Origin of the sequence: Kribbella sp. NPDC051952 (assembly GCF_040680855.1) — a bacterium.
Classification (GTDB): domain Bacteria; phylum Actinomycetota; class Actinomycetes; order Propionibacteriales; family Kribbellaceae; genus Kribbella.
On record NZ_JBFAXQ010000025.1, the window covers coordinates 69067 to 89674 of the forward strand.

At 66.5% G+C, this 20608-nt stretch carries 18 protein-coding genes; 11 read left to right on the forward strand and 7 right to left on the reverse strand.

All coding sequences use genetic code 11. The features are described 5' to 3' along the window. Positions 1–332 precede the first annotated feature (332 nt). The 6 genes from ngcE to AB0L70_RS33890 are packed head-to-tail and all read left to right on the forward strand — an operon-like array spanning position 333 to position 5607. Entirely contained in the window at positions 333–1745 is a 1413-nt protein-coding gene (gene ngcE / locus AB0L70_RS33865) for an N-acetylglucosamine/diacetylchitobiose ABC transporter substrate-binding protein (RefSeq protein WP_363690874.1), read from the forward strand. A gap of 2 nt (positions 1746–1747) precedes the next feature. Beyond that, positions 1748–2743 carry a sugar ABC transporter permease gene (locus tag AB0L70_RS33870; RefSeq protein ID WP_363690875.1) on the forward strand — a complete coding sequence of 332 codons (996 nt, stop codon included), beginning with the start codon at positions 1748–1750 and terminating at the stop codon, positions 2741–2743. After that, complete coding sequence (locus AB0L70_RS33875; protein ID WP_363690876.1) at positions 2740–3633, forward strand: carbohydrate ABC transporter permease; 894 nt, start codon at positions 2740–2742, stop codon at positions 3631–3633. Before AB0L70_RS33870 ends, AB0L70_RS33875 begins: the two co-directional genes overlap by 4 nt. A gap of 9 nt (positions 3634–3642) precedes the next feature. Continuing rightward, positions 3643–4209: a hypothetical protein gene (locus AB0L70_RS33880; RefSeq protein WP_363690877.1), complete on the forward strand. Its 567-nt coding sequence runs from the start codon at positions 3643–3645 to the stop codon at positions 4207–4209. Then, positions 4206–4811, forward strand: coding sequence for a pyridoxal 5'-phosphate synthase glutaminase subunit PdxT (pdxT, locus tag AB0L70_RS33885; RefSeq protein WP_363690878.1), 606 nt, complete (start codon positions 4206–4208; stop codon positions 4809–4811). The genes AB0L70_RS33880 and pdxT overlap by 4 nt, the downstream gene beginning before the upstream one ends. Before the next feature lie 34 nt (positions 4812–4845). Beyond that, complete coding sequence (locus tag AB0L70_RS33890; protein WP_327635802.1) at positions 4846–5607, forward strand: YebC/PmpR family DNA-binding transcriptional regulator; 762 nt, start codon at positions 4846–4848, stop codon at positions 5605–5607. A gap of 49 nt (positions 5608–5656) precedes the next feature. Here the strand turns inward: AB0L70_RS33890 and AB0L70_RS33895 are convergent, their stop codons facing one another. The 7 genes from AB0L70_RS33895 to AB0L70_RS33925 form a co-directional block, all read right to left on the reverse strand. Next, positions 5657–8347: a Tat pathway signal sequence domain protein gene (locus tag AB0L70_RS33895; RefSeq protein WP_363690879.1), complete on the reverse strand. Its 2691-nt coding sequence runs from the start codon at positions 8345–8347 to the stop codon at positions 5657–5659. Positions 8348–8373: 26 nt separating this feature from the next. Next, positions 8374–10932, reverse strand: a complete 2559-nt coding sequence (locus AB0L70_RS33900; RefSeq protein ID WP_363690880.1) for a Tat pathway signal sequence domain protein — start codon at positions 10930–10932, stop codon at positions 8374–8376. Further along, complete coding sequence (locus tag AB0L70_RS33905) at positions 10929–11822, reverse strand: carbohydrate ABC transporter permease (RefSeq protein WP_363690881.1); 894 nt, start codon at positions 11820–11822, stop codon at positions 10929–10931. Before AB0L70_RS33905 ends, AB0L70_RS33900 begins: the two co-directional genes overlap by 4 nt. Before the next feature lie 11 nt (positions 11823–11833). After that, on the reverse strand, positions 11834–12832 hold the full coding sequence (locus AB0L70_RS33910; protein WP_363690882.1) for an ABC transporter permease subunit: 999 nt from the start codon (positions 12830–12832) through the stop codon (positions 11834–11836). Between the two features lie 14 nt (positions 12833–12846). Beyond that, entirely contained in the window at positions 12847–14397 is a 1551-nt protein-coding gene (locus AB0L70_RS33915) for an extracellular solute-binding protein (RefSeq protein WP_363690883.1), read from the reverse strand. Then, positions 14394–15017 (reverse strand): DUF624 domain-containing protein, encoded by a 624-nt coding sequence (locus AB0L70_RS33920; RefSeq protein WP_363690884.1) that lies wholly within the window; start codon positions 15015–15017, stop codon positions 14394–14396. The genes AB0L70_RS33915 and AB0L70_RS33920 overlap by 4 nt, the downstream gene beginning before the upstream one ends. 326 nt (positions 15018–15343) lie before the next feature. Continuing rightward, complete coding sequence (locus AB0L70_RS33925) at positions 15344–16381, reverse strand: LacI family DNA-binding transcriptional regulator (protein WP_363690885.1); 1038 nt, start codon at positions 16379–16381, stop codon at positions 15344–15346. Positions 16382–16540: 159 nt separating this feature from the next. Here AB0L70_RS33925 and AB0L70_RS33930 point away from each other — a divergent pair, with 159 nt between their 5' ends. The 5 genes from AB0L70_RS33930 to ruvB are packed head-to-tail and all read left to right on the forward strand — an operon-like array spanning position 16541 to position 20499. Then, positions 16541–17002, forward strand: coding sequence for a hotdog fold domain-containing protein (locus AB0L70_RS33930; RefSeq protein ID WP_363690886.1), 462 nt, complete (start codon positions 16541–16543; stop codon positions 17000–17002). A gap of 27 nt (positions 17003–17029) precedes the next feature. Further along, positions 17030–18199 (forward strand): GNAT family N-acetyltransferase, encoded by a 1170-nt coding sequence (locus tag AB0L70_RS33935; protein ID WP_363690887.1) that lies wholly within the window; start codon positions 17030–17032, stop codon positions 18197–18199. 45 nt (positions 18200–18244) lie between these two features. Further along, a complete protein-coding gene (gene ruvC / locus AB0L70_RS33940) occupies positions 18245–18841 on the forward strand; it encodes a crossover junction endodeoxyribonuclease RuvC (protein ID WP_363690888.1) in 597 nt (198 codons plus the stop codon). Then, on the forward strand, positions 18838–19440 hold the full coding sequence (gene ruvA, locus AB0L70_RS33945; protein WP_363690889.1) for a Holliday junction branch migration protein RuvA: 603 nt from the start codon (positions 18838–18840) through the stop codon (positions 19438–19440). The genes ruvC and ruvA overlap by 4 nt, the downstream gene beginning before the upstream one ends. Before the next feature lie 3 nt (positions 19441–19443). After that, a complete protein-coding gene (ruvB, locus tag AB0L70_RS33950) occupies positions 19444–20499 on the forward strand; it encodes a Holliday junction branch migration DNA helicase RuvB (protein ID WP_363690890.1) in 1056 nt (351 codons plus the stop codon). Positions 20500–20608 lie beyond the last annotated feature (109 nt).

A 20608-nucleotide genomic window follows, 5' to 3' on the forward strand; every position in this document is an offset into this window, starting at 1 on the left:
GGATCGGATCGGGCGCGTCGGTCGCGGTGCTGGTGCAGGGCGGCGAGCGTGGGGGCGTGCTTTGCAGAAGTCGTTCAGGCAGGTCGGCCGCCGGTTGTTGGGTCCGGGACTCGCCGTCGCCAGGCTTGACGTCGAACGACTTTAGTCAAGACAATGCGTAATCACCTCGAGCAGCAGTGCGTCGTGGTGCGCCCTGCGGCCAATATCGTGCGGCTGGAACGTAGGCAACGAGCTGCGACGAGCGCTGGCTGGCTGCGGAACGGGGGACGCTCACCACAAGGGGCAGGTGTGATCAGCACCGTCGGGAATCTAGTGAGAAGAGGCAGGACCACATGAGCGAGACCAGCAAGATCGGACGACGGAGTCTCCTTCGGGGGAGCCTGGCGGCCGCCGCGGTGCTTCCCCTCGGTGGCGCGCTCGCCAGCTGCGCAGCCAGTGGCGACGACAGCAACACGTCCCAGCAGGGCGGGGACAAGAGTGCCGACAACCCGTTCGGTATGGCGGAGAAGTCGAGCGTCGACGCGGTCATCTTCAACGGTGGCTACGGCTTCGACTACGTGACGTTCGCGGCCAACATCGTTCAGCAGAAGCAGTCGGGCTCGACGGTCAAGGTGTCCCCGTCCACCCAGATCGCCCAGCAGTTGCAGCCGCGCTTCGTCGGCGGCAACCCGCCGGACCTGATCGACAACTCCGGCGCGAACCAGATCGGCTTCAACACGATCCTGGACAGCCTGTCCACGCTGGACGACGTCTTCGAGGCCAACAACTACGAGGGCACGAAGATCGCCGACACGCTGTACCCGGGTGCCAAGAACCCCGGTACGTACGACGGCAAGTTCGTCGCGATGAACTACGTGCTCACCCTCTACGGCCTGTGGTACTCCGAGAGCCTGTTCCAGGAGAACGGCTGGGAGCCGCCGAAGACGTACGACGCGCTGCTCGACCTCGGTGCCAAGGCCAAGGCCAAGGGCAAGTACCTCTTCGTCTGGGGCAAGGAAGCCGCGACCTACTACCACACCCTGGCCGTCGACTCCGCGATCAAGGAGGGTGGCGACGAGGTTCGGCTGGGGCTGGAGAACCTGAAGGAGAACGTCTGGTCGATGCCGCAGATCCAGGGCGTCTTCAAGGCCATGGAGACGATGGTCAAGCAGGGCTACTTCGTCCCCGGTGGTGCCGGCACCCAGTTCACCGCCGCGCAGGCCAAGTGGAGCAACGACCAGCAGGCCATCCTCTACCCCTCGGGCTCGTGGATCGAGAACGAGATGAAGAAGGCCACCAAGGCGGACTTCAAGATGAAGGGCATCCCGGAGCCGACGCTCACCGACAGCCCGAAGCTGCCGTACGCGTCGCTGCGCAGCGCGGCCGGCGAGCCGTTCATCGTCCCGGCCAAGGGCAAGAACGTTGCCGGCGGCAAGGAGCTGCTCCGGGCGATGCTGTCCAAGGAGGCGGCGACCAACTTCGCCAAGACCCGGCTGGCGCCGACGATCGTCAAGGGTCTGGTGCCCGCGGACGGTTTCGGTTCGACCGCGCTGCAGTCGCAGACCGCGATGCTGGACGCGGCCGGCACGAACATCTTCGACTACCAGGTCTTCACCCTGTACGGCATGAACACCGACCAGCTGGTGGTCTGGAACTCGTTCCTGTCCGGCCAGCTCGACGCGGCCGGCCTGACCAAGGGCCTGCAGCAGATCACCGACAAGGTGCGTAACGACAGCTCCGTCAAGAAGATCCCGGTCACGAAGTGACCGTGACGCAATCTGTGGCGCCGGGGGGCGGATCCAAGCGGTCCGCCCCCCGGCGGCGCCGGCCGCTGACCTTCGACCGGGTCAGCTTCATGGTCGTGTTCCTCGGCCTGCCGCTGGCGGTCTTCGTGATCTTCGTGGTCTCCCCGTTCGTGCAGGCGCTGTACTACTCGCTGACCGACTGGTCCGGGTTCAGCGCGGGACAGAACTTCGTCGGCTTCGACAACTACGTCAGGCTGTTCCACGACGACATCTTCCTGAAGGCCGTGCGCAACAACGTCCTGCTCGCGATCGTCGTACCGATCGTGACGATCGTGCTGGCGCTGACGCTGGCCACGCTGGTGACGATCGGCGGCTCGGGTACGGGCACCGTCCGCGGACTGCGCAACTCCGGGTTCTACCGGATCGTCTCGTTCTTCCCGTACGTGATCCCCGCGATCGTGATCGGCCTGATCTGGGCCCAGGTGTTCACGCCCGGCTCGGGCATCCTGGACGCGGTGCTGTCGAAGATCGGGCTGCACGGGTTCGAGAACTACGCGTGGCTCGGCGACGCGCGGACCGCGATGCCGGCCTCGATGTTCGTGATGATCTGGGGCTTCGTCGGCTTCTACATGGTGCTGTTCATCGCCGCCATCCGGGGCATCGACCCCGAGGTGTTCGAGGCGGCCCGGATCGACGGCGCCGGCCGGTTCCGGACCGCGATCTCGCTGACGGTGCCGCTGATCCGCGACAACGTGCAGACGGCGTACATCTATCTCGGCATCGCCGCGCTCGACGCCTTCGTCTACATGCAGGCGCTGAACCCCGGCGGCGGGCCGCAGAACTCGACGCTGGTCATGCCCCAGCAACTGTTCACCACGGCCTTCACCAAGGGGCAGTTCGGTTACTCGACCGCCATGGGCGTGATCCTGGCCGCGGTGACGATGCTGTTCGCGCTCCTGGTCTTCACAGTGAACGCGCTGACCGGCGGACGTGAGCCGAAAGTGAAGGTACGCCGATGACGACAACCACCGCCGACCGGGCCGACGTCGTGGCCGGGTCCCGCGTGCCCGGCCAGCGGGCCCGGGAGGGCAGGGGTGTGGCCGCCACCGCCCACGTCGCGCTGATCCTGTGGTCGCTGCTGGTGATCCTGCCGCTGGTGTGGACGCTGCTGTCCTCGTTCAAGTCGACGCAGGAGGTCCTGGGCAACCCGCTGACGCTGCCGCACAAGCTGCGGTTCGAGAACTACTCCAACGCCTGGACGACGGCCGGCATCGGTCGCTACTTCGCGAACACCGTGATCGTCGTCGGCGCCGCACTGGTGCTGGTGATGATCCTCGGCGCCATGTGCGCCTACGTGCTGGCCAGGTTCACGTTCCCGGGCAACCGGGCGATCTACTACTCCATGCTGGCCGGACTGACCTTCCCGGTCTTCCTGGCGATCGTGCCGCTGTTCTTCGTACTGAAGAACCTCTCGCTGCTGAACACGCTGCCAGGGCTCATCGTCACGTACGTCGCGTTCGCGCTGCCGTTCACCGTCTTCTTCCTGCACAGCTTCTTCAAGGCGCTGCCGGGCGAGATCTACGAGGCGGCGCAGATCGACGGGGCAGGGGAGTGGCGCACGTTCTTCTCGGTGATGTTGCCGATGGCGCGCCCGGGGATGGCGTCGGTTGCCATCTTCAACTTCCTCGGGTTGTGGAACCAGTTCCTGCTCCCGGTCGCCCTGAACACCGACTCGAAGAACTACGTGCTCTCGCAGGGCATGGCCTCGTTCGCGTCGCAGGCCGGCTATGCGGTGGACTTCGGTGCGCTGTTCGCGGCCGTGGTGATCACGGTGGCGCCGGTTCTGGTCGTCTACATCATCTTCCAGCGCCAGTTGCAGGTCTCCGTCACTGCCGGAGGCGTCAAGTAGCCTGGGCAGGTGATTAGCAACCTGCAGTCGGTGGACGAACGGACCGCCCGGGAGCTGCGTGGCCTGGCCCGCGTCCTGGTGCGGTCCGGGTACGCCGACCACGCGGCCGTCACGGCCGCCCTGACCGAGGCTGTCCGGGAGGACGCGCCCGCCATGGACGCGTCCGCCCTGGTCCCGCTGCTCATCGGAGAGGCGGTCATCGACCTCGACGCCGACGCGGCCGGGTGGCCGGAGAGCACGGATTCGGACCGTCTGGACGCCGTACTCGCGGAGCTCGAGAAGCTGGGTGTGGTGGTGGTCCGGTACACGTCGGACCACCACGCCGCCAAGCAGGCGCTCGAGGCGGCCGAGGACCCCAAGGGACTGGTGTTCTTCACCGACACCGATGTCTGGCACGCGGTCGACTTCGGGATGTTGGAGCTCAAGCTCTGGCACCCCGACACCGCCAACGTGGCACCCGGCGAGCCTCTGCTCGAGGACGTGCTCACGTTGCTGAACGAGAGCGATCTCCCGGCCGTCTTCGACGAAGGCCGGATCGAGGTCACGCTCAGCTGGCAGCGAAGGGTGACGCTGTGACCGTCATCGGGGTGTTCGCGCTGCAAGGCAACGTCCGCGAGCACCTCGCGATGCTGGCGGCGGTCGGCGTCGAGGGTCGGGCCGTACGGCGGCCTGCCGAGCTGGAGCAGGTCGACGCGATGGTCCTGCCGGGTGGTGAGTCCACCACGATGTACAAGCTGGCGCGGTCGTTCGAGCTGTTCGAGCCGCTGCAGAAGCGGCTCGCGGACGGGATGCCGGCGTTCGGGACCTGCGCCGGGATGATCATGCTCGCGAATCGGATCACCGGCGGGATCGAGGACCAGGAGACGCTCGGTGGGCTCGACGTGACGGTACGGCGGAACGCGTTCGGGCGGCAGGTGGATTCGTTCGAGGCGGACCTGGATTTCCCGGGTCTGGGAGCGGGATTCGACACGCCGTACCACGCTGTGTTCATCCGGGCACCGTGGGTGGAGCGGGTCGGCCACGACGTCGAGGTACTCTCGACGGTGAGCTCGGGCCCCGCCGCGGGTAGGATCGTCGCGGTTCGCCACGATCGGTTGCTGGCCACGTCGTTCCATCCGGAGATGACCGGGGACGCCAGGCTGCACGGCTACTTCGCCGAACTGGTTCGCGGGCTCTGAGTCAGAAGCAGCGGTAGGAAGGGTTGGGTTCGCCATGTCAGGCCACTCCAAATGGGCCACCACGAAGCACAAGAAGGCCGTCATCGACGCGAGGCGCGGCAAGCTCTTCGCGAAGCTGATCAAGAACATCGAGGTGGCCGCCCGGATGGGCGGTGGCGACCCTGGCGGGAACCCGACCCTGTACGACGCCATCCAGAAGGCGAAGAAGACCTCGGTCCCGAACGACAACATCGACCGCGCGGTCAAGCGTGGATCCGGTGCGGAAGCCGGCGGCGCCGAGTACCAGACCATCATGTACGAGGGCTACGGCCCGAACGGCGTGGCGATGCTGGTCGAGTGCCTCACCGACAACCGCAACCGCGCGGCGGCGGACGTTCGGACGGCGATGACCCGCAACGGCGGTTCGCTCGCCGACCCGAACTCGGTCGCCTACATGTTCAACCGCAAGGGCGTCATCGTGGTCGCCAAGGAGCAGGACGGGAAGTCGCTGTCCGAGGACGACGTGATGGAGGCCGTCCTCGAGGCGGGTGCCGACGAGGTGAACGACCTCGGCGAGTCCTGGGAGGTCGTCACCGAGGCCACCGACATGGTCGCGGCCCGGACCGCCCTGCAGGACGCCGGCATCGACTACGACTCGGCCGACGTCCAGTTCGTCCCGTCGATGACGGTCGAGCTCGACGCCGACGGCGCGGGCAAGATCTTCCGCCTCATCGACGCCCTCGAGGACAGCGACGACGTACAGAACGTCTACGCCAACTTCGACGTCTCCGACGAAATCATGGCCGAGGTCGGCTGACACCGGCTAACAGAAGGGCGCGGGACCACGCCGGTCCCGCGCCCTTCTGTCATGGGTTGACGATCTGGTCGCCGACCAGAGCCAGGGTTTGGATGGCGGCCAGGCCGTAGAGGGCTGTGGTGTTGGTCGAGACCCACTTGGCGGCCTGGGTCGGGTTGAGGGTGGTGGTGACCGGTTCCGACGACCACGGGAGGGTCGGGGCGTAGCCGTCGCCGGTGTAGAACTCCTTCCAGGCGCGTGCGGCCAAGTCGTTCCGGTTCAGGCGTACGGCGGCGTACGCGGTCAGGCGCGAGTGTCCCTGGCGCAGGATGAGGTTGCCGAAGTACGCGCCGCACTCGTCGGTCTGCTCGGCGCGGGTCGCGTTGAAGAGGCGGCAGTACTGCAACCACGCGGCCTCGAACGCCGGCATGTCGACCAGATCGATGATCTCGGCGCAGATCTCCACCTGCCCGAACATCGCGCTCAGATGCGACACACTGACCGTCTTCTCGGTCACCGGCGCGAACCGGCCCGTGTCCAGGTCATACAGACCACCACCTGTCACGAACCCGTTCGGCATCGCGGCGATCGTCTCCATCGTCCCGATCAGCTTGGCGTGCGCCACGTCCGCCTTGGGCCCGTGACGCTCCCACTCGGTCAACCACGCGGCAGCCAACCCGCTCCAGTCCGTGCCGAGCCCGATGGCCAGCGCATGTGGATCAGGCTCGTACGGCTCGGTCCTGATCTTCCGGAGTGGGTCGAGCACCAGGAACGTCCGGTCGGAATCGACCAGCTCCGACAGCAGATCGCCCGTACGCTCGTCAGCCGTCAGGTAGTAGTAGAACCGCCGGTAGATCGCCGTACTGATCCGTTGCTGCTTCGCGCTGTCCGCCCAATGCTGTACGCCGTGCCTCGTCCCCAGACCGGCCCACTGTCCCAGGTGGTAGACGTCGACCTCACCAGTGTGTCGCGTCATCGCCTCGGCGAACCGGAAGATGTCCGCCCGTCCGGACCGCAGGAACGCGTACCAGAGCCACAGGTCCGGCGAGAGCTCCGAGTTGTCCCACGCGTACCCGCCCACGTCGTACCGCCAGACCTGCCGGTCCTCGTCGAATGTGTGCATGATGTCGCCGTAGTCCCAGAACCCGTACCAGTGCCGTGACTCGACCTGACCGCGGTAATAGTCGAACAAGAAGTCCAGGTGATCCTCGATCGCCTGCTTCGCCGGCACGGACCGATCCACCGGCGTGACGAGCCCGCCGAACACCCGCGTCGAGACGAGCTGGTCGACCGGGTTGATGAGCTGCGGTGGCGTCCGCACCTGGTCGGCCAGATCACCCAGCCGGGCCGCGGTGGGCGTCGCGGCAAGCGCCCAGAATGTGAGCTCGGCCGTCCGCGCGATTCCGTACGGCGTACCGAAACCGGGCTCGTAGTCCTCATAGGTGATCTCGAGCGCGTCCAGCTGCTCCGGATACGTGTCCTCGCCCATCCCGTCGTGGTAGAACCGCGTATCCATCGCACCGGCCTCCGGCGACCACAGCCACACGGTGACCTCGGCCTCCTCGGTCGCGGCGCCTCGGATGTCCAGCTGGGTCGGGTGACGTTGCCAGAAGTCCCTTAATCCAAAGGCGAATCCACCGCTCACCCCGCCGACGTACCCGAGCCCGGACGCCTGCTTGCCCTGGTCGACCGAGATCCAGCCGCGCCCCGGCTTGGTCCGCTTCTTCACCGTGAAACCGTCGGCGTTCAGCTGGCTCAGCGAATAGTCGCCCCACTCGGGAATCCATTTCAGCCGCGTCGTCACCCGCTGGTCCCACGTCGCCGGATCAGGCAGTTCGGTCCCGGCGATCTGAGCAGCGCGTACGGCGGCACCCGGATCCCGTCGCAACCCGGTGATCCCCTTCACCGCCTCGGAAACCATCCCGTGGCCTTCACCGACGAACCTGACATGCCGGTCGTACGCCGCATCCCGCATCGGCACGCGGAACCGCACACCGAGCCCGGCGATGTAGTCCTTCTGCCCGTCTCGGTCGTAGACGAACGTGTGCACCATCCGCACGTTCTCGGCGCCGGCCACGAAGTACAGGCGCACCGAGAACGGCAGCCAGGTCTTGCCCTTCCGGGACTTGTGCCGGCCTTCGATCCGTACGACGGCCCGCACCGGTCCCGCCTGCTCCACCGTGACGCGGGTGATGTCACTCTCGTAGCGTTCGCGGACGCTGCCGCCTTCCTCGTTCTCGGCGATCTTGTCCTGCTTCAGATTGACCAGCTGCCCCTTGCGGGCGATCAGCACGTCACCACGCCAGATGTGGCTGATCAGCTCCGAGCCGCTCTTGCGGATCCGGGCCTTGATCACGCCGGTGTCGACGTCGACGTACAGCTTCTCGTTCTTGACCGTCACCGGTTGGGCCGGCGCGGCGGTGGTTCCGGGGCCGAGTGTGTACGACTCCGCGGGTGCGTCCACCGCGATGGCGTGCGCACTCCACTTGAGCGAGCCGTCCGGCCAGTAGGCAGTCGGCCAACTCTGCAGGGGTACCTGCGTACCGTCGGCGGCCTTGAGGGCAAAGGATTGGTTCGCGGGTACGGCGCCCTTGGGCCATGGTGTGCCCCAGGTTGTGACAGCTGCAGTGCTTGGTTTGCCTTCCAACCAGGTGAGCCTCACTTCAGGAGCTGCGGCTGCAGCGGCGCGGGTGTTCTCGAGCAGGGACGCCGCTGGGATGGCGGCTGCACCTGCTAGGACGGTGCGTCGGGAGACCTCCATGCCGTTCCATTCCTTTCTGGGACAGCTCATCGCGTCCGGGCTCTATCAGGTCGGTGTTCCGGGATCAGGGACAGGTTCTGGATCGCTGCGAGCGCGTACTGCGCCGCGCCGTTGGTGCTGACGAACGCGGCCTCGTCGACCGGCATCAGCCCGCCGTCGACGTGAGTCGTCTTCCACTCCGCCTCGCGTTGCATGGCGTTGCGGTTGAGCTGATCGCCCTCGTCGAGGAAGAACTTGCGCCAGGCCAGCCGGGCCAGTTCCGCGTCGCCGGTGCGGGCGGCGGCGTACGCGGCGAGTCGGCTGTGCGCCTGGACGAGTGAGATGCCCTGCAGCGGCTGGCCTACCTCTGCGGTCTGCTCTTCGGGCGAGAGCAGGTAGAGCCGGCAGTAGTCCAGCCACGCCTTCTCGAACCCCGGTGCGTCGAGATCGAGGTCGATGAGCTCCGAGCAAATTTCCGGCAGTCCGAAGAGCGAGGACAGGTGTGAGACCGCAATGGACTGCCGACTGGTGTCGAAGCGTCCGGTAGACAGATCCAGCCGAGCGTTGCCGGTCAGGAATCCGTAGTGCAGTGCGGCGATGTCGGTCATCGTTCCGACCAACCGAGCCCGAGCCCGCTCGTCGCCGTGCCGTTCCCACCGCGTGAGCCAGGCCGCGGCGACCGCACCCCAGTCCACGCCGAGCTCGATCGACAGCGCGTGCGGGTCGGGGGAGTAGACGTCAGGTCGTACCTTGCGCTGCGGATCGACCCGGAGGAACGCCTCCTCGATCGTCGCCAGCTCGTCCAGCAGGTCGCCGGTCCGCTCGTCCGCGGTCAGGTAGTAGTAGAAGCGCCGGTAGATCGCACTAGAGATGCGGACCTGCTTGCAGCTACAACCCCAGTGCTGCACGTTGTGCCGCGAACCAAGGCCCTTCCACCGGCCCAGATGGTGTACGTCGACCTCACCGGTGTGCCGCGTCATCGCCTCGGCGAACCGGAACACATCCGCCCGACCGGTCCGCAGGTACTGGTACCAGAGCCATAGGTCCGGCGAGAGCTCGGAGTTGTCCCACGCGTACCCACCCACGTCGTACCGCCAGGTGTGCCGGTCGCGGTCGTAGGTGTGCATGACGTCGCCGTAGTCCCAGAACCCGTACCACCGGCGTTGCTCGCGCTGGCCGACGTAGTACTGGAAGAGGAAGTTCAGCCGTCCCTCGATGTCCTGGTGGTCTGCCGTGGGCAGGTTCCAGGTGCCGAAGACGCCTGCCTCCAACAGGCGAGCCGGGGCGACCGCGAGCAGACCGGGAGAGTTGAGGAGCGCTGCGTGCTCCGCGAGCTCGTCAGTCGACGGTGTGGACTCGTGGACCCGCAGCGTCAGTTCATGCGTACGGGCGATGCCGTGAGCGTTCCCGAACCCCGGTTCGTAGTCCTCGTAGGTGACCTCGAGTCCCTCGAGTTGCTCGGCGTACGTGTCCTGGTCCATGCCGTCGTGCCAGTAGCGCACGTCCATGGCCGGCGCGCTGGGCGACCACATCCACACTGTGGCGGTGGCGAGGTCTGTGGCCGCGTTGCGGATGTCCAGGCGGGTCGGGTGCAGCTTCCAGAAGTCACGCAGTCCGAAGCCGAGTCCGCCGCTGACGCCACCGACGTACCCGTAGCCAGGTGCTCTGGTGCCTGCGGGGATCGTGACCCACGCATGTCCTTCGGCGGTGCGTTTGCGCAGGGTGAAGCCGTCTGCGCTGCTCTGGTCGAGGGTGTAGTCGTTCCACTGCGGGATGAGGTTCAGGCGGTCGGCCACCTCGGAGTTGGGGATCTCCTCGATCACCTCGCCGGCTATCTGGGCACGGCGTACGTCCTCGCCTGGATCGCGGCGGAGGCCGGTCAGACCGCGGACGGCCTCGGCCAGGAAGCCGGACGGGCCGGCCAGGCGGACGTGGCGGTTGTGCGGCTCGTCGCGCATCACCACATCGGCGCTGAGGCCCAGACCGGCCAGGAAGTCGCGGTCTGGGTCGCCGTCCCAGATGAAGGAATGGACGATCCGTACGTCGGTCGCACCCGCGTAGAAGTAGAGCCGGACGGAGAACGGGAGCCAGTCGCCGTGCTTGCCGTCCAGCCTGACGACGGCTCGCACCGGCCCGTCCTGCTCGACAATGAGATTGTCGACAATCGCCGTGGTCTGCCGCCGGGTGCGGTTCAACTCCTCGTCCGGAGCGTCCTGACGGAGGCTGACCAACCGGACGTCCCGGACGATCTCCTGCCCGCTGTAGTTGATCGAGGCAATCAATCCCGGCGCCTTCAGCACCCAGACGACCTCGCCGGAAGACACCCGGACCTCCTCCCCGCTCCGCTCTACGCGGACCGGTTTGCTCGGCGTACCCGGCTCACCGGCGACGAGTTCGTACGACGACTCCGGATGCTCGGCCGGACCGATCGCGTGGGCGGACCACTTGATCGACCCGTCCGGCCAGGTCGCGGTCGTCCAGCTCTGCACCGGCGTACCGTCCGCCAACGCGAACTCCGTGCCCTCGGCAACCGTCCCGCGAGCCCAGGGGACACCCCACGAAACTCCTTGCCGGCAAGGAGTTTCCAGCCATTGCACCGTCGTCATTCCTTCACCGATCCGATCAGGACACCTTTGGCGAAATGCTTCTGCAGGAACGGGTAGAAGAACAGGATCGGCAGCGTCGCCACCACCACGACCGCGAACTTCAGGCCCTGCTCCGGAAAGGTCACGGTCTCGAGTTGCTGCAGTACGTTCGCCGAGTCCGCGTTCGCGGCGGTGAGCTGGCGGACGATCATCTGCAAGGTCCACTTGTGGCTGTCGTCGATGTAGAGCAAAGGCGACATGTAGTCGTTCCAGATCCCGACCGCGTAGAACAGCGAGAACGTCGCGATGATCGGCTTCGACAACGGCAGCACGATCCGCAGGAACACGTTCAGCTCGTTGCAGCCGTCGATCCGGGCCGCCTCCTCGAGTGCCTCCGGCAACTCCTGGAAGAAGCTCTTCACCACGATCAGGTAGAACGGGTTGATCGCCAGCGGCAGGATCAGCGCCCAATAGCTGTCCAGCAGCCCCAGATCACGCACCACCAGGTACGTCGGGATCATCCCGCCACTGAACACCAGCGTGAACACGACCAGATTCAGTACGAGCGCCCGCCCGGGCAGGAACCGTTTCGCCAATGGGTACGCCATCGTCAACGTCAGCAGCAGTTGCACGACGGTGCCGACCGCGGTGACACAGACCGTGGTCAGCAACGCCCGTACGAACGTGTCCGTCGAGAAGATGTACTGGTACGTGTCGGTGACGAACTTCTCCGGCCACAGGAAGAACGGCCTCGAGCTGATCTCCGACTCGGTCGCGAACGACCCCGCGAGCACGTAGAGCATCGGTAGCACGGTGACAATTGCGAGCCCGCTCAGCAGCACGATGTTCAGTACGTCGAAGGCGCGGCTGCCGCGTGAGTCGTAGTACCGGACGGTTTGTTTGTTCGGCATCCTCATCCTCCTCAGAACAGGCCGCGCTGGCCGAGGCGCTTGGCCAGCAGGTTGGAGCCGAGGATCAGCACCACCCCGACGACGCCCTTGAACAGGCCGACGGCGGTCGCGTAGCTGAACGAACCCTGCGTGATGCCGACGTAGTAGACGAAGGTGTCGAACACGCTGGCGACATCGCGGTTCAGCGAGGTGGTCATCAGCCAGATCTGCTCGAACCCGGAGTCCATCAGGTTGCCAGACGTCAGGATCGCCATCACCACGATCGTCGGCCGGATCGCCGGCAACGTGATGTGCCAGAACTGCCGCCACCGGCCGGCGCCGTCCACCCGGGCCGCCTCGTAGAGCTGCGAGTCCACCCCGGCCAGCGCGGCCAGGTAGATGATCGTGCCCCAACCGGTCTGCTTCCACAGCAACTGCAGCACGATCAGCGGCCGGAACCAGTCCGCCTGCGCGACGTAGTCGGTCTTCTGCCCGCCGATCAGGCTGTGGATCCAGTTCGCGATCACGCCGAAGTCCACCGAGAACAGCAGGTAGGTCAGCGACGCGACGATCGTCCAGGACAGGAAATGCGGGATGTAGATCAAGGACTGCACGGACCGCTTCAGCACCCGGACCCGGAGCTCGTTCAGCATCAACGCGACCACGATCGGCGCCGGGAAGACAAAGACGATTGTCAACAATGCGAGCAGCAGTGTGTTGAACATCAGCCGGCCGAAGTCCGGGCCGGTGAACAACTCCTGGAAGTGCTTCAGCCCGACCCACTCGCTGCCCGAGTAGCCCAGGAACGGCACGTAGTCCTTGAACGCGATCGTCAGGCCGTACATCGGCAGGTACTTGAAGACGACGAAGTACACCAGGCCGGGCAGCAGCAACAGGTACAGCCAGCGGTACCGGAGCAGGTCCCGCCACAGCGGCACGGGCCGGGCCCGGCGCTTGCGCTTCGGAGGTGGTGCCTGCCGCGAGACGTCCGCGGCAGGCTGAACCACTCCCGGCACCAGATCGGTGGCCATCGATCGACCGCCGCTCAGCCGCCGGCCTTGGCGGCCAGGTCGTTGGTCTCCTGGGCGATCTGCGTACCGCCGCTGTCGTACCAGCGCTTGATCTGCGCCTTCAGCTGGTCCTCGGTGATCGCCCCGGACAGGTACTTGATCCGGGCGTCCGGCACGATCGTGTCGAGCGTCTGTCCCTTCGACACCGAGGTCGGCGCGATCACACTGAGAGCCGGGTTGAAGACCGCGGTCTTGAGGTCCTCGTTCATCAGTACGTCGAACTTCTCCCGCATCGTCCGGCTGGCCGCATCGTTCGGCCGGGGCGCATACGCACCGAGTCCGACGGAGGCGCGCGTACCGAGCTGGATGAAGCCCTTGTCCACGTCGTTCTGGATCGCCTTGACCTTCGGGTCGTCCTGATTGATCGGTACGGCGTACTGTCCGTCGGCCTTGAAGTTGCGGCCCTCGATCCCGTTGGTGAGCAGGATCGAGCCCTCCTTGGACTCGAGCTTGTCCAGCGTCTGCAGTACCTGGTCGAGCTGCTGGTCGGTCCGGGTGTGCTGCTTGGAGATCGCCATCACCATGTTGTAGCCAGTGAAGGGGTAGGAGTGCTTCTGGCCGTCCGGACCCTTCAGGTTCCCGACCAGGGTGACCTTGTCGAAGTCCTTCGGGTTCTTCTCCTTGAACAGGTCGAGCAGCTGGGTCGCGCGGACGTTGACGTCGATGATCATGCCGCCCTTGCCCTGGACGAACGGGTCGTTCCAGTTGGCGCTGTCCAGGGTGGCGAAGTCCGGGTTGACCAGGCCTTCCTTGACCCACTTGCGCAGCCACTCGTTCGCGGCCAGGAACTCCGGGGTGTCGAAGCCGGGGACGAGCTTGCCGTCGCGCTCACCCCATCCGTTCGGAGCACCGAACCAGGTCTCGACCACGTCGTACGGGCTGGCACTGGCGTAGTTGCCGGGCCACTTCGGGATGATCAGGCCGTACGTGTCCTTCTTGCCGTTGCCGTCCGGGTCGCGGTCGGTGAACGCCTTCGCGATCGCGTAGAGGTCGTCGACGGACTCCGGCTCCTTCAGGCCGAGCTTGGCCAGCCAGTCCTTGCGGATCACGATGCCGGACCGCAGCAGTGGCCGGACCCGGTAGATGCCGTAGGTCTTGCCGTTCGTCATCGAGTTCTTCGCGGTCTGCTCGTTGGCCGGCTTGAGGTTCGGGTACTTGTCGAGCTTGCCGGTCAGGTCCCAGAACGCGCCGGCCTCGGCGGCCTTGACGAACGACGGGCTCTTCTCGTTCGCCACCATCACGTCGGGGATCTTGTCCGAGGCGAGCGTGACGTTCGACTTGTCGCCGTACTCGGCGTTCGGCACCCAGGTGATCTTGAGTTTCTTGCCGACGAGTTTCTCGACGGCCTGCTGTAGCTCGCCACTCGGGTCCGGCGCGGTGCCGAACAGCGGCGCCATCATGGTGAGCTCTGTGCTGGCGGCCTGACCGCCTTGGTCGTCGTCGCCGCCGGAACAGGCGGCCGCGGCGAGCAGTGCGGTCGAGGCGGCGACAGCAACGGCGATACGCCTTCGGGAGAAGATGGTCATGGGTTCCCTTTCAGGTACAGGCGCGCCTCGTTCTCGGCGAAGAAGCGCAGGCAGAGCCAGGTGTTGAGCTGAATCCACCCGCCGCCGGCCAGCACGATCCCGAGCACCGGGAACTTCGCTGACACGTAGGCGATGGAGACCGCGACGAAGAGCAGGACCAGCGACGACGCCGGCCGCGCCAGCGCGACCAACGAGGCCTTGGGCAACAGCTCGCGGACCCGCAGGTCGTAGTGCACGGCCAGCGGGAGAACGTAGGCGGCGATCACTCCGAGCGCGACGAGTGCGATCAGGCTGGCGAGCCGGGGGAGTGACGCCTCCGCGCCCAGCGACGCGAAGAACAGGTAGTTGCCGATCAGGACGACGGCAGCCGCGACGAGCGGCAGTACGACGAGGGACCCGCGGCGGAACTCACGGCGGTAGGCGACGCGGAAAGCGGGCCATGCATGAAACGATTCACCGAATGACCTGCGTCTGGCCAGTGAATAGGCTGCGAGCGTGGCCGGCCCGATACCCAGGGCGACACCGCCGAGCAGGGTGAACACGATCCACAGGGCGTTCAGTTTGATCGCCCAGACGACTTCATCTGTTGCGTTGTAGAGCTTGATCGACCAGCCACTCATGGTGCCTGCCTAGATGTTCCGACGTAATTCGGGCGAAAAGTGATGTGACCATATAGTTGAATCGTCTCAACGTCAACGGCTTGGAAAGCGTTTGTCAGAGACTGGTCACACCGGGGTGTTCTGCCCGGATGTGGGCGGTGTCCAGGGGGATCTGTACCTAAGAACAGGTAGTAGTGCCGATCAGCTCGCACATCCACCCGGCGCCACGCTCAGCCAGGGGTATACGTACATGACTACTACCAGTCCTTCTGCACGCAACCCGGCGCTATCGCCCTCAAGCCGGAAGCTGTCGAGGTCGGCTGGTGAGGGGAGTGGGTTCTGGTGGATCAGCGGGTGTAGTCGCTGGATTCGCGGATGATGAGGTCGGGCTGGAAGATGACCTGGCGGTGGCGATGCTGGTCGGCCGCCTGGACCTCCTCCTGGAGGAGCTCCATCGCGGACCGCCCGAGCAGTTCGGCCGGTTGCCGCACCGATGACAGCGGTACGGCGGCAGCACGTGCGAAGTCGATGTCGTCGTACCCGACGATCGCCATGTCGCGCGGGACGCGGAGACCGGCGACGGACATGGCCTGGAGGAAGCCGAGGGCGAGGAGGTCGTTGGCGAGGAAGGCCGCGGTCGGGCGGGATCGCGCGGGGAGTGCGGCGAGCTGTTCGCCGATCTTGCGGCCTTCGATCACGCCCATCACGTCGACCTCGTAGTACTGGAGATCTACGCCGCCCGCTTCCTCGGCGGTGGCGGTGATGCCGGCCATCCGGTCGGAGACCTGCTGCATGGTGAAAGGCCCACCGATAAAGGCGATTCGGCGATGGCCGGCCTCGATCAGGTGGTTGCCGGCCAGGCGTCCGCCGAGCTGGTCGTCGACGCTGACCGAGCAGAGGCCGCGGTCGGCGGCGCGGTCGACCAGGACTACCGGCGTACCGCGGGAGACCATTGCGGTGAGGCGTGGATCGTTGCTGTCGAACGGCGTGATCAGGATGCCGAGGACGCGTTGCTGCTCGAGCTGATCGAGGTGATGGCCTTCGCGGACCGGGTCGGTCTTGCTGTTGCAGAGCATCACCACGGTGTCGTGCTCGTAGGCCAGTGATTCGGCCCCTTCGGCGATGTCGGTGAAGAACGGGTTCGCGACGTCGAGCACGATCAGGCCGACCGTTCGGCTCTTTCCGGCCCGCAGGTGCCGCGCGGCCTCGTTCCGTACGAAACCCAGCGCCCGGATGCTGTCCTGCACCCGCTGCCGAGTCGCCGGGGCCACGATCCACGGCCGGTTGAGTACGTTGCTCACCGTCCCGACCGAAACCCCGGCCCGGTGCGCGACCTCTTTGATGCTGGGCGTCGCCATCGTCCCCCGTCCACCCACAGTCACCACGGCCGCAGTCTATCCACCACGAATTGAATCGTCTAAATCCAGTACCCCGCACAGAACGCCACCCGTCCACCGCCGCGGCTCCGGGGCCTGCGGAGAGCGTGCTGGGGCGACTGGTAAGTGGGTCGACGGAGTAAGTAACCCATGGGTAACATGCCAGGCATGTCTAGTCAGGTGTTGGGGTTGTGGGATCGGTTGCGGTCGGTGCCGGGTGGGGAGCGGGTGTTCTCCTGGGGGTTCACCTGGAAGGCGCCGTACTTCCGGTCGATCCGGCCGCGGTTCGTGCAGGTGAGTCCCAACTACGCGGCGTTGGTCCTGCCGAAGCGGCGGGCCGTGCAGAACCACATCGGGACCGTGCATGCGATTGCCGTGTGCAACGGTCTGGAGGCGGCGATGGGTGCGTTGGCGGAGGCAACCATTCCGGCCGGAAAACGCTGGCTGCCGAAGGGGATGGAGGTCGCGTACCTCGCCAAGTCCACCTCGACCCTGACCTGCTCGGCCGAGACCGACCCGGCTGCTTGGACGGCCGGACCTGATGTGCCGGTCGCGGTCAAGGCGACCCGCGACGACGGGACCGTGGTCGTCGAGGGCACGATCCACCTGTGGGTAACCGATCGCAAGTAGCCGGCGCGAGGACATAGGGTCGGCGGTGTGGATGACGCGTTGCGGTTTGTGGACATCACCGAGGACCAGCTGGATGCGGTGATGCGGGTGCGGGCACGGTCGTTCGGAGTCATGGCCGGCGGTGATCGGGAGCAGTGGCTCAAGGACGCCCGGGTGTTCATGCAGGACGGCCGGTACGTCGGTGTCGCCGACGGTGACGAGGTAATCGCGGCGGCCCGGTTCTGGGCCTTCGAGCAGTGGTGGAGCGGTCGACGCGTACCGGTTGCCGGTGTGGCCGGGGTGGTCGTGTCACCGGAGTACAGAGGCCGTGGAGTCGGCAGCAAGCTGATGCGGGGTGTGCTGCAACGCGCCGCGGACAAGGGCTTCCCGCTGACCGCGCTGTATCCGGCGACCACGGTGATCTACCGGCACCTCGGCTACGAGTTCGGCGGTGGCCGGTACCGCTTCTCCTTCCCTGCGGCCGATCTACGGGCGCTCGGCGGCAAGGAGATCGCCGTACGACGTGCTGGGCCCGAGGATGCGGAGCGGTTCCTGGAGCTGGTGGGGGAGGCGCACGCACGACGCCGTACGAGCGGTCCGCTGGTGTGGCCGATCAAGGAGGTCACCTCGTGGCTCGCGGACGAGGACAACTTCGCGTACCTCGCTGACGACGGCATCGTCGTCTACAACTGGTCCGGCTCCGACCTGTGCGTGGAGGAGCTCGTCGCCGGTTCGGAGGCGACTGCTCGCGCGCTGTGGGCCACTGTCGGTTCAGGCTCGTCGATTGCCGACACCGTGCGGGCGTACATCTCTCCGGACGACGCGGTGCACCTCTTGGTCGAGCACGAGGCCCATAAAGAGGTGCAGCACCAGCGCTGGATGCTGCGGCTGCTCGACGCACCCACTGCGATCGCCGCCCGAGGCTTCGCGCCCGGTGCGGGGGTAGAGGCGGACCTGCGGCTCGACGACCCCGACGTACCCGCGAACAGCGGCGACTGGCACCTGTCAGTTGCTGATGGGTCAGGGGAACTCACCTCGACTCAAGGGTCCGATGACGCCTTGGTGCTTGGCCCACGTGGACTTGCTGGTTTGTACGCCGGTACGCCGCTGGCCACCCTCCGTGCCGCGGGTCTGGCGTCGGGCGGATCCGTCGAGCTGGATGCTGCCCTCGACACGGCCTTCACCGGCGCCACGCCGTACATGCTCGACTACTTCTGATTGTGGTGCCGTTAGGGTTGTCGAACAAACGTTCGGAGGTAGTCCATGCGAGTGCTCGGCGTCGACCCGGGGCTGACGCGGTGTGGTCTCGGCATCGTCGAGGGCACCCCGGGTAAGCCGCCGGCCATGGTCGCCGTCGGGGTGATCCGGACGCCGGCCGACCTGGACGTCGCCAAGCGGCTGGTCCGGATCGAGGCCGAGCTCGAGGAGTGGATCACGAAGTACCAGCCGGATGCGGTCGCGGTCGAGCGGGTGTTCGCGCAACAGAACGTCCGCACGGTGATGGGGACGGCGCAGGCGTCCGGAGTGGCCATGGTCGTTGCCGCTCGGCGTGGATTGCCCGTCGCGCTGCACACTCCGAGTGAGGTGAAGGCCGCCGTGACCGGCTCGGGCCGGGCCGGCAAGGAGCAGGTGACCACGATGGTGACCCGGATCCTCAAGCTGGCCGAGCGTCCGACGCCGGCCGACGCGGCCGACGCGTTGGCGCTGGCGATCTGTCACGTCTGGCGTGGTGGCGTGGCGAGCAAGTTGCAGGAGGCGGCTGGGAGCCGGGCCAACCTGGAGGCGTTGGCGCAGGCCCAGTCACGGTTGCAGGTGGCGAGATTGCGTGCCGCGGTGGCGGCACAGGAAGGCAAGCGATGATCGCGTTCGTGCGGGGGCCGGTGGCGGCGATTGGTGTCGACTGCGCTGTCATCGAGGTCGGGGGAGTAGGACTGCAGGTGTTCTGTCATCCCGGCACGCTGGCCGGGTTGCGGCCGGGACAGGAGGCCCGGGTGGCGACGTCGATGGTGGTTCGGGAGGACTCGCTCACGCTGTACGGGTTCTCCGACGACGACGAGAAGGATCTGTTCGAGTTGCTGCAGACGGCTTCTGGGGTTGGGCCGAAGCTGGCGCAGGCTGCGTTGGCGGTGCTGAGTCCCGATCAGTTGCGGCAGGCGGTCGCGACCGAGAATCTCGCCGTACTGGTGAAGGTGCCCGGTATCGGTAAGAAGGGTGCGCAGCGGATCGTGCTGGAGTTGAAGGACAAGATCGGTGCGCCGTCGAAGACGGTGACCGGGCGTCCGCTGCAGGCTGCTGAAGCCTGGCGCGAGCAGGTGCACGCAGGCCTGGTCGGTCTCGGCTGGAACGCTCGCGACGCCGACGATGCCGTCACCGCGGTCTCGCCACTCGCTGCCGACAACCCGGAGCCGTCCGTGCCCGACCTGCTGCGCGCCGCTTTGCGCGCGCTGTCGAAGGCGTAGGAGATGGAAGACAACGTCCGGCCGCTGGTGTCCGCGGATGCGGCGGATCTCGAGGAACGCAAGATCGAGTCCGCGCTGCGGCCGCGCACGCTGGCCGAGTTCGGCGGTCAGCGCCGGGTCAGCGAGCAGCTCGAGCTGGTCCTGCACGCGGCTCGTGGACGTAACCGCGCACCAGATCACGTGCTGCTGTCGGGACCGCCTGGGCTGGGAAAGACCACGCTGGCGATGATCATCGCCAGCGAGCTGTCCGCGCCACTGCGGGTGACGAGCGGTCCGGCGATTCAGCATGCCGGTGACCTGGCCGCGATTCTGTCCGGGTTGAGCGAGGGCGAAGTCCTGTTCCTGGACGAGATCCACCGGATGTCCCGGCCCGCCGAAGAGCTTCTTTATATGGCGATGGAGGACTTCCGGGTCGACGTGATCGTCGGCAAGGGGCCGGGCGCGACCGCGATCCCGCTGGAGATTCCGCCGTTCACACTCGTCGGTGCGACCACCCGCGCGGGTCTGCTGCCAGGCCCGCTGCGGGACCGGTTCGGATTCACCGGTCACCTGGAGTTCTACGAGGCCGCCGAGCTGGAGAAGATCGTGAACCGGTCGGCCGCCCTGCTGGAGGTCGACATCACCCCGGAGGCCGCGGCCGAGATCGCGTCCCGGTCCCGCGGCACACCCCGGATCGCGAACCGGCTGCTCCGCCGGGTTCGCGACTACGCAGAGGTACGGGCCGACGGCATCATCACGATCGCCCTGTCGAGAGCCGCGCTGGAGCTCTACGAGGTGGACAAGATGGGCCTGGACCGGCTCGACCGGTCCGTCCTGGACGCGCTGTGCCGTCGATTCGGCGGGGGACCGGTAGGTCTTTCCACGTTGGCCGTTGCGGTCGGCGAGGAACGTGAGACCGTGGAGGAAGTGGCCGAGCCGTTCCTGGTCCGGTCCGGGTATCTGGCCCGTACGCCGCGTGGTCGCGTCGCCACGCCCGCGGCCTGGCGGCACATCGGGCTCAAGGTTCCGAAGGGTGCGACCTTCGCGGACACGTTGTTCGACACCGAGGACACTGACTAAGAGAACAAGGAGAGAGAACCCCGGTCCGGGGAACGTCCGCGTTCGCCGGAACGTAGACACTGCGTAGCGAGTAACTCAAACGTGACCCCGTGTCATGAGGCACTTGTTG

Coding starts and splice junctions, on each gene's coding strand:
- ngcE (WP_363690874.1), top strand. CDS start 333: ATGAGCGAGACCAGCAAGATCGGACGACGGAGTCTCCTTCGGGGGAGC.
- AB0L70_RS33875 (WP_363690876.1), top strand. CDS start 2,740: ATGACGACAACCACCGCCGACCGGGCCGACGTCGTGGCCGGGTCCCGC.
- AB0L70_RS33890 (WP_327635802.1), top strand. CDS start 4,846: ATGTCAGGCCACTCCAAATGGGCCACCACGAAGCACAAGAAGGCCGTC.
- AB0L70_RS33895 (WP_363690879.1), bottom strand. CDS start 8,347: ATGGAGGTCTCCCGACGCACCGTCCTAGCAGGTGCAGCCGCCATCCCA.
- AB0L70_RS33900 (WP_363690880.1), bottom strand. CDS start 10,932: ATGACGACGGTGCAATGGCTGGAAACTCCTTGCCGGCAAGGAGTTTCG.
- AB0L70_RS33905 (WP_363690881.1), bottom strand. CDS start 11,822: ATGCCGAACAAACAAACCGTCCGGTACTACGACTCACGCGGCAGCCGC.
- AB0L70_RS33910 (WP_363690882.1), bottom strand. CDS start 12,832: ATGGCCACCGATCTGGTGCCGGGAGTGGTTCAGCCTGCCGCGGACGTC.
- AB0L70_RS33915 (WP_363690883.1), bottom strand. CDS start 14,397: ATGACCATCTTCTCCCGAAGGCGTATCGCCGTTGCTGTCGCCGCCTCG.
- AB0L70_RS33920 (WP_363690884.1), bottom strand. CDS start 15,017: ATGAGTGGCTGGTCGATCAAGCTCTACAACGCAACAGATGAAGTCGTC.
- AB0L70_RS33930 (WP_363690886.1), top strand. CDS start 16,541: ATGTCTAGTCAGGTGTTGGGGTTGTGGGATCGGTTGCGGTCGGTGCCG.
- ruvC (WP_363690888.1), top strand. CDS start 18,245: ATGCGAGTGCTCGGCGTCGACCCGGGGCTGACGCGGTGTGGTCTCGGC.
- ruvA (WP_363690889.1), top strand. CDS start 18,838: ATGATCGCGTTCGTGCGGGGGCCGGTGGCGGCGATTGGTGTCGACTGC.
- ruvB (WP_363690890.1), top strand. CDS start 19,444: ATGGAAGACAACGTCCGGCCGCTGGTGTCCGCGGATGCGGCGGATCTC.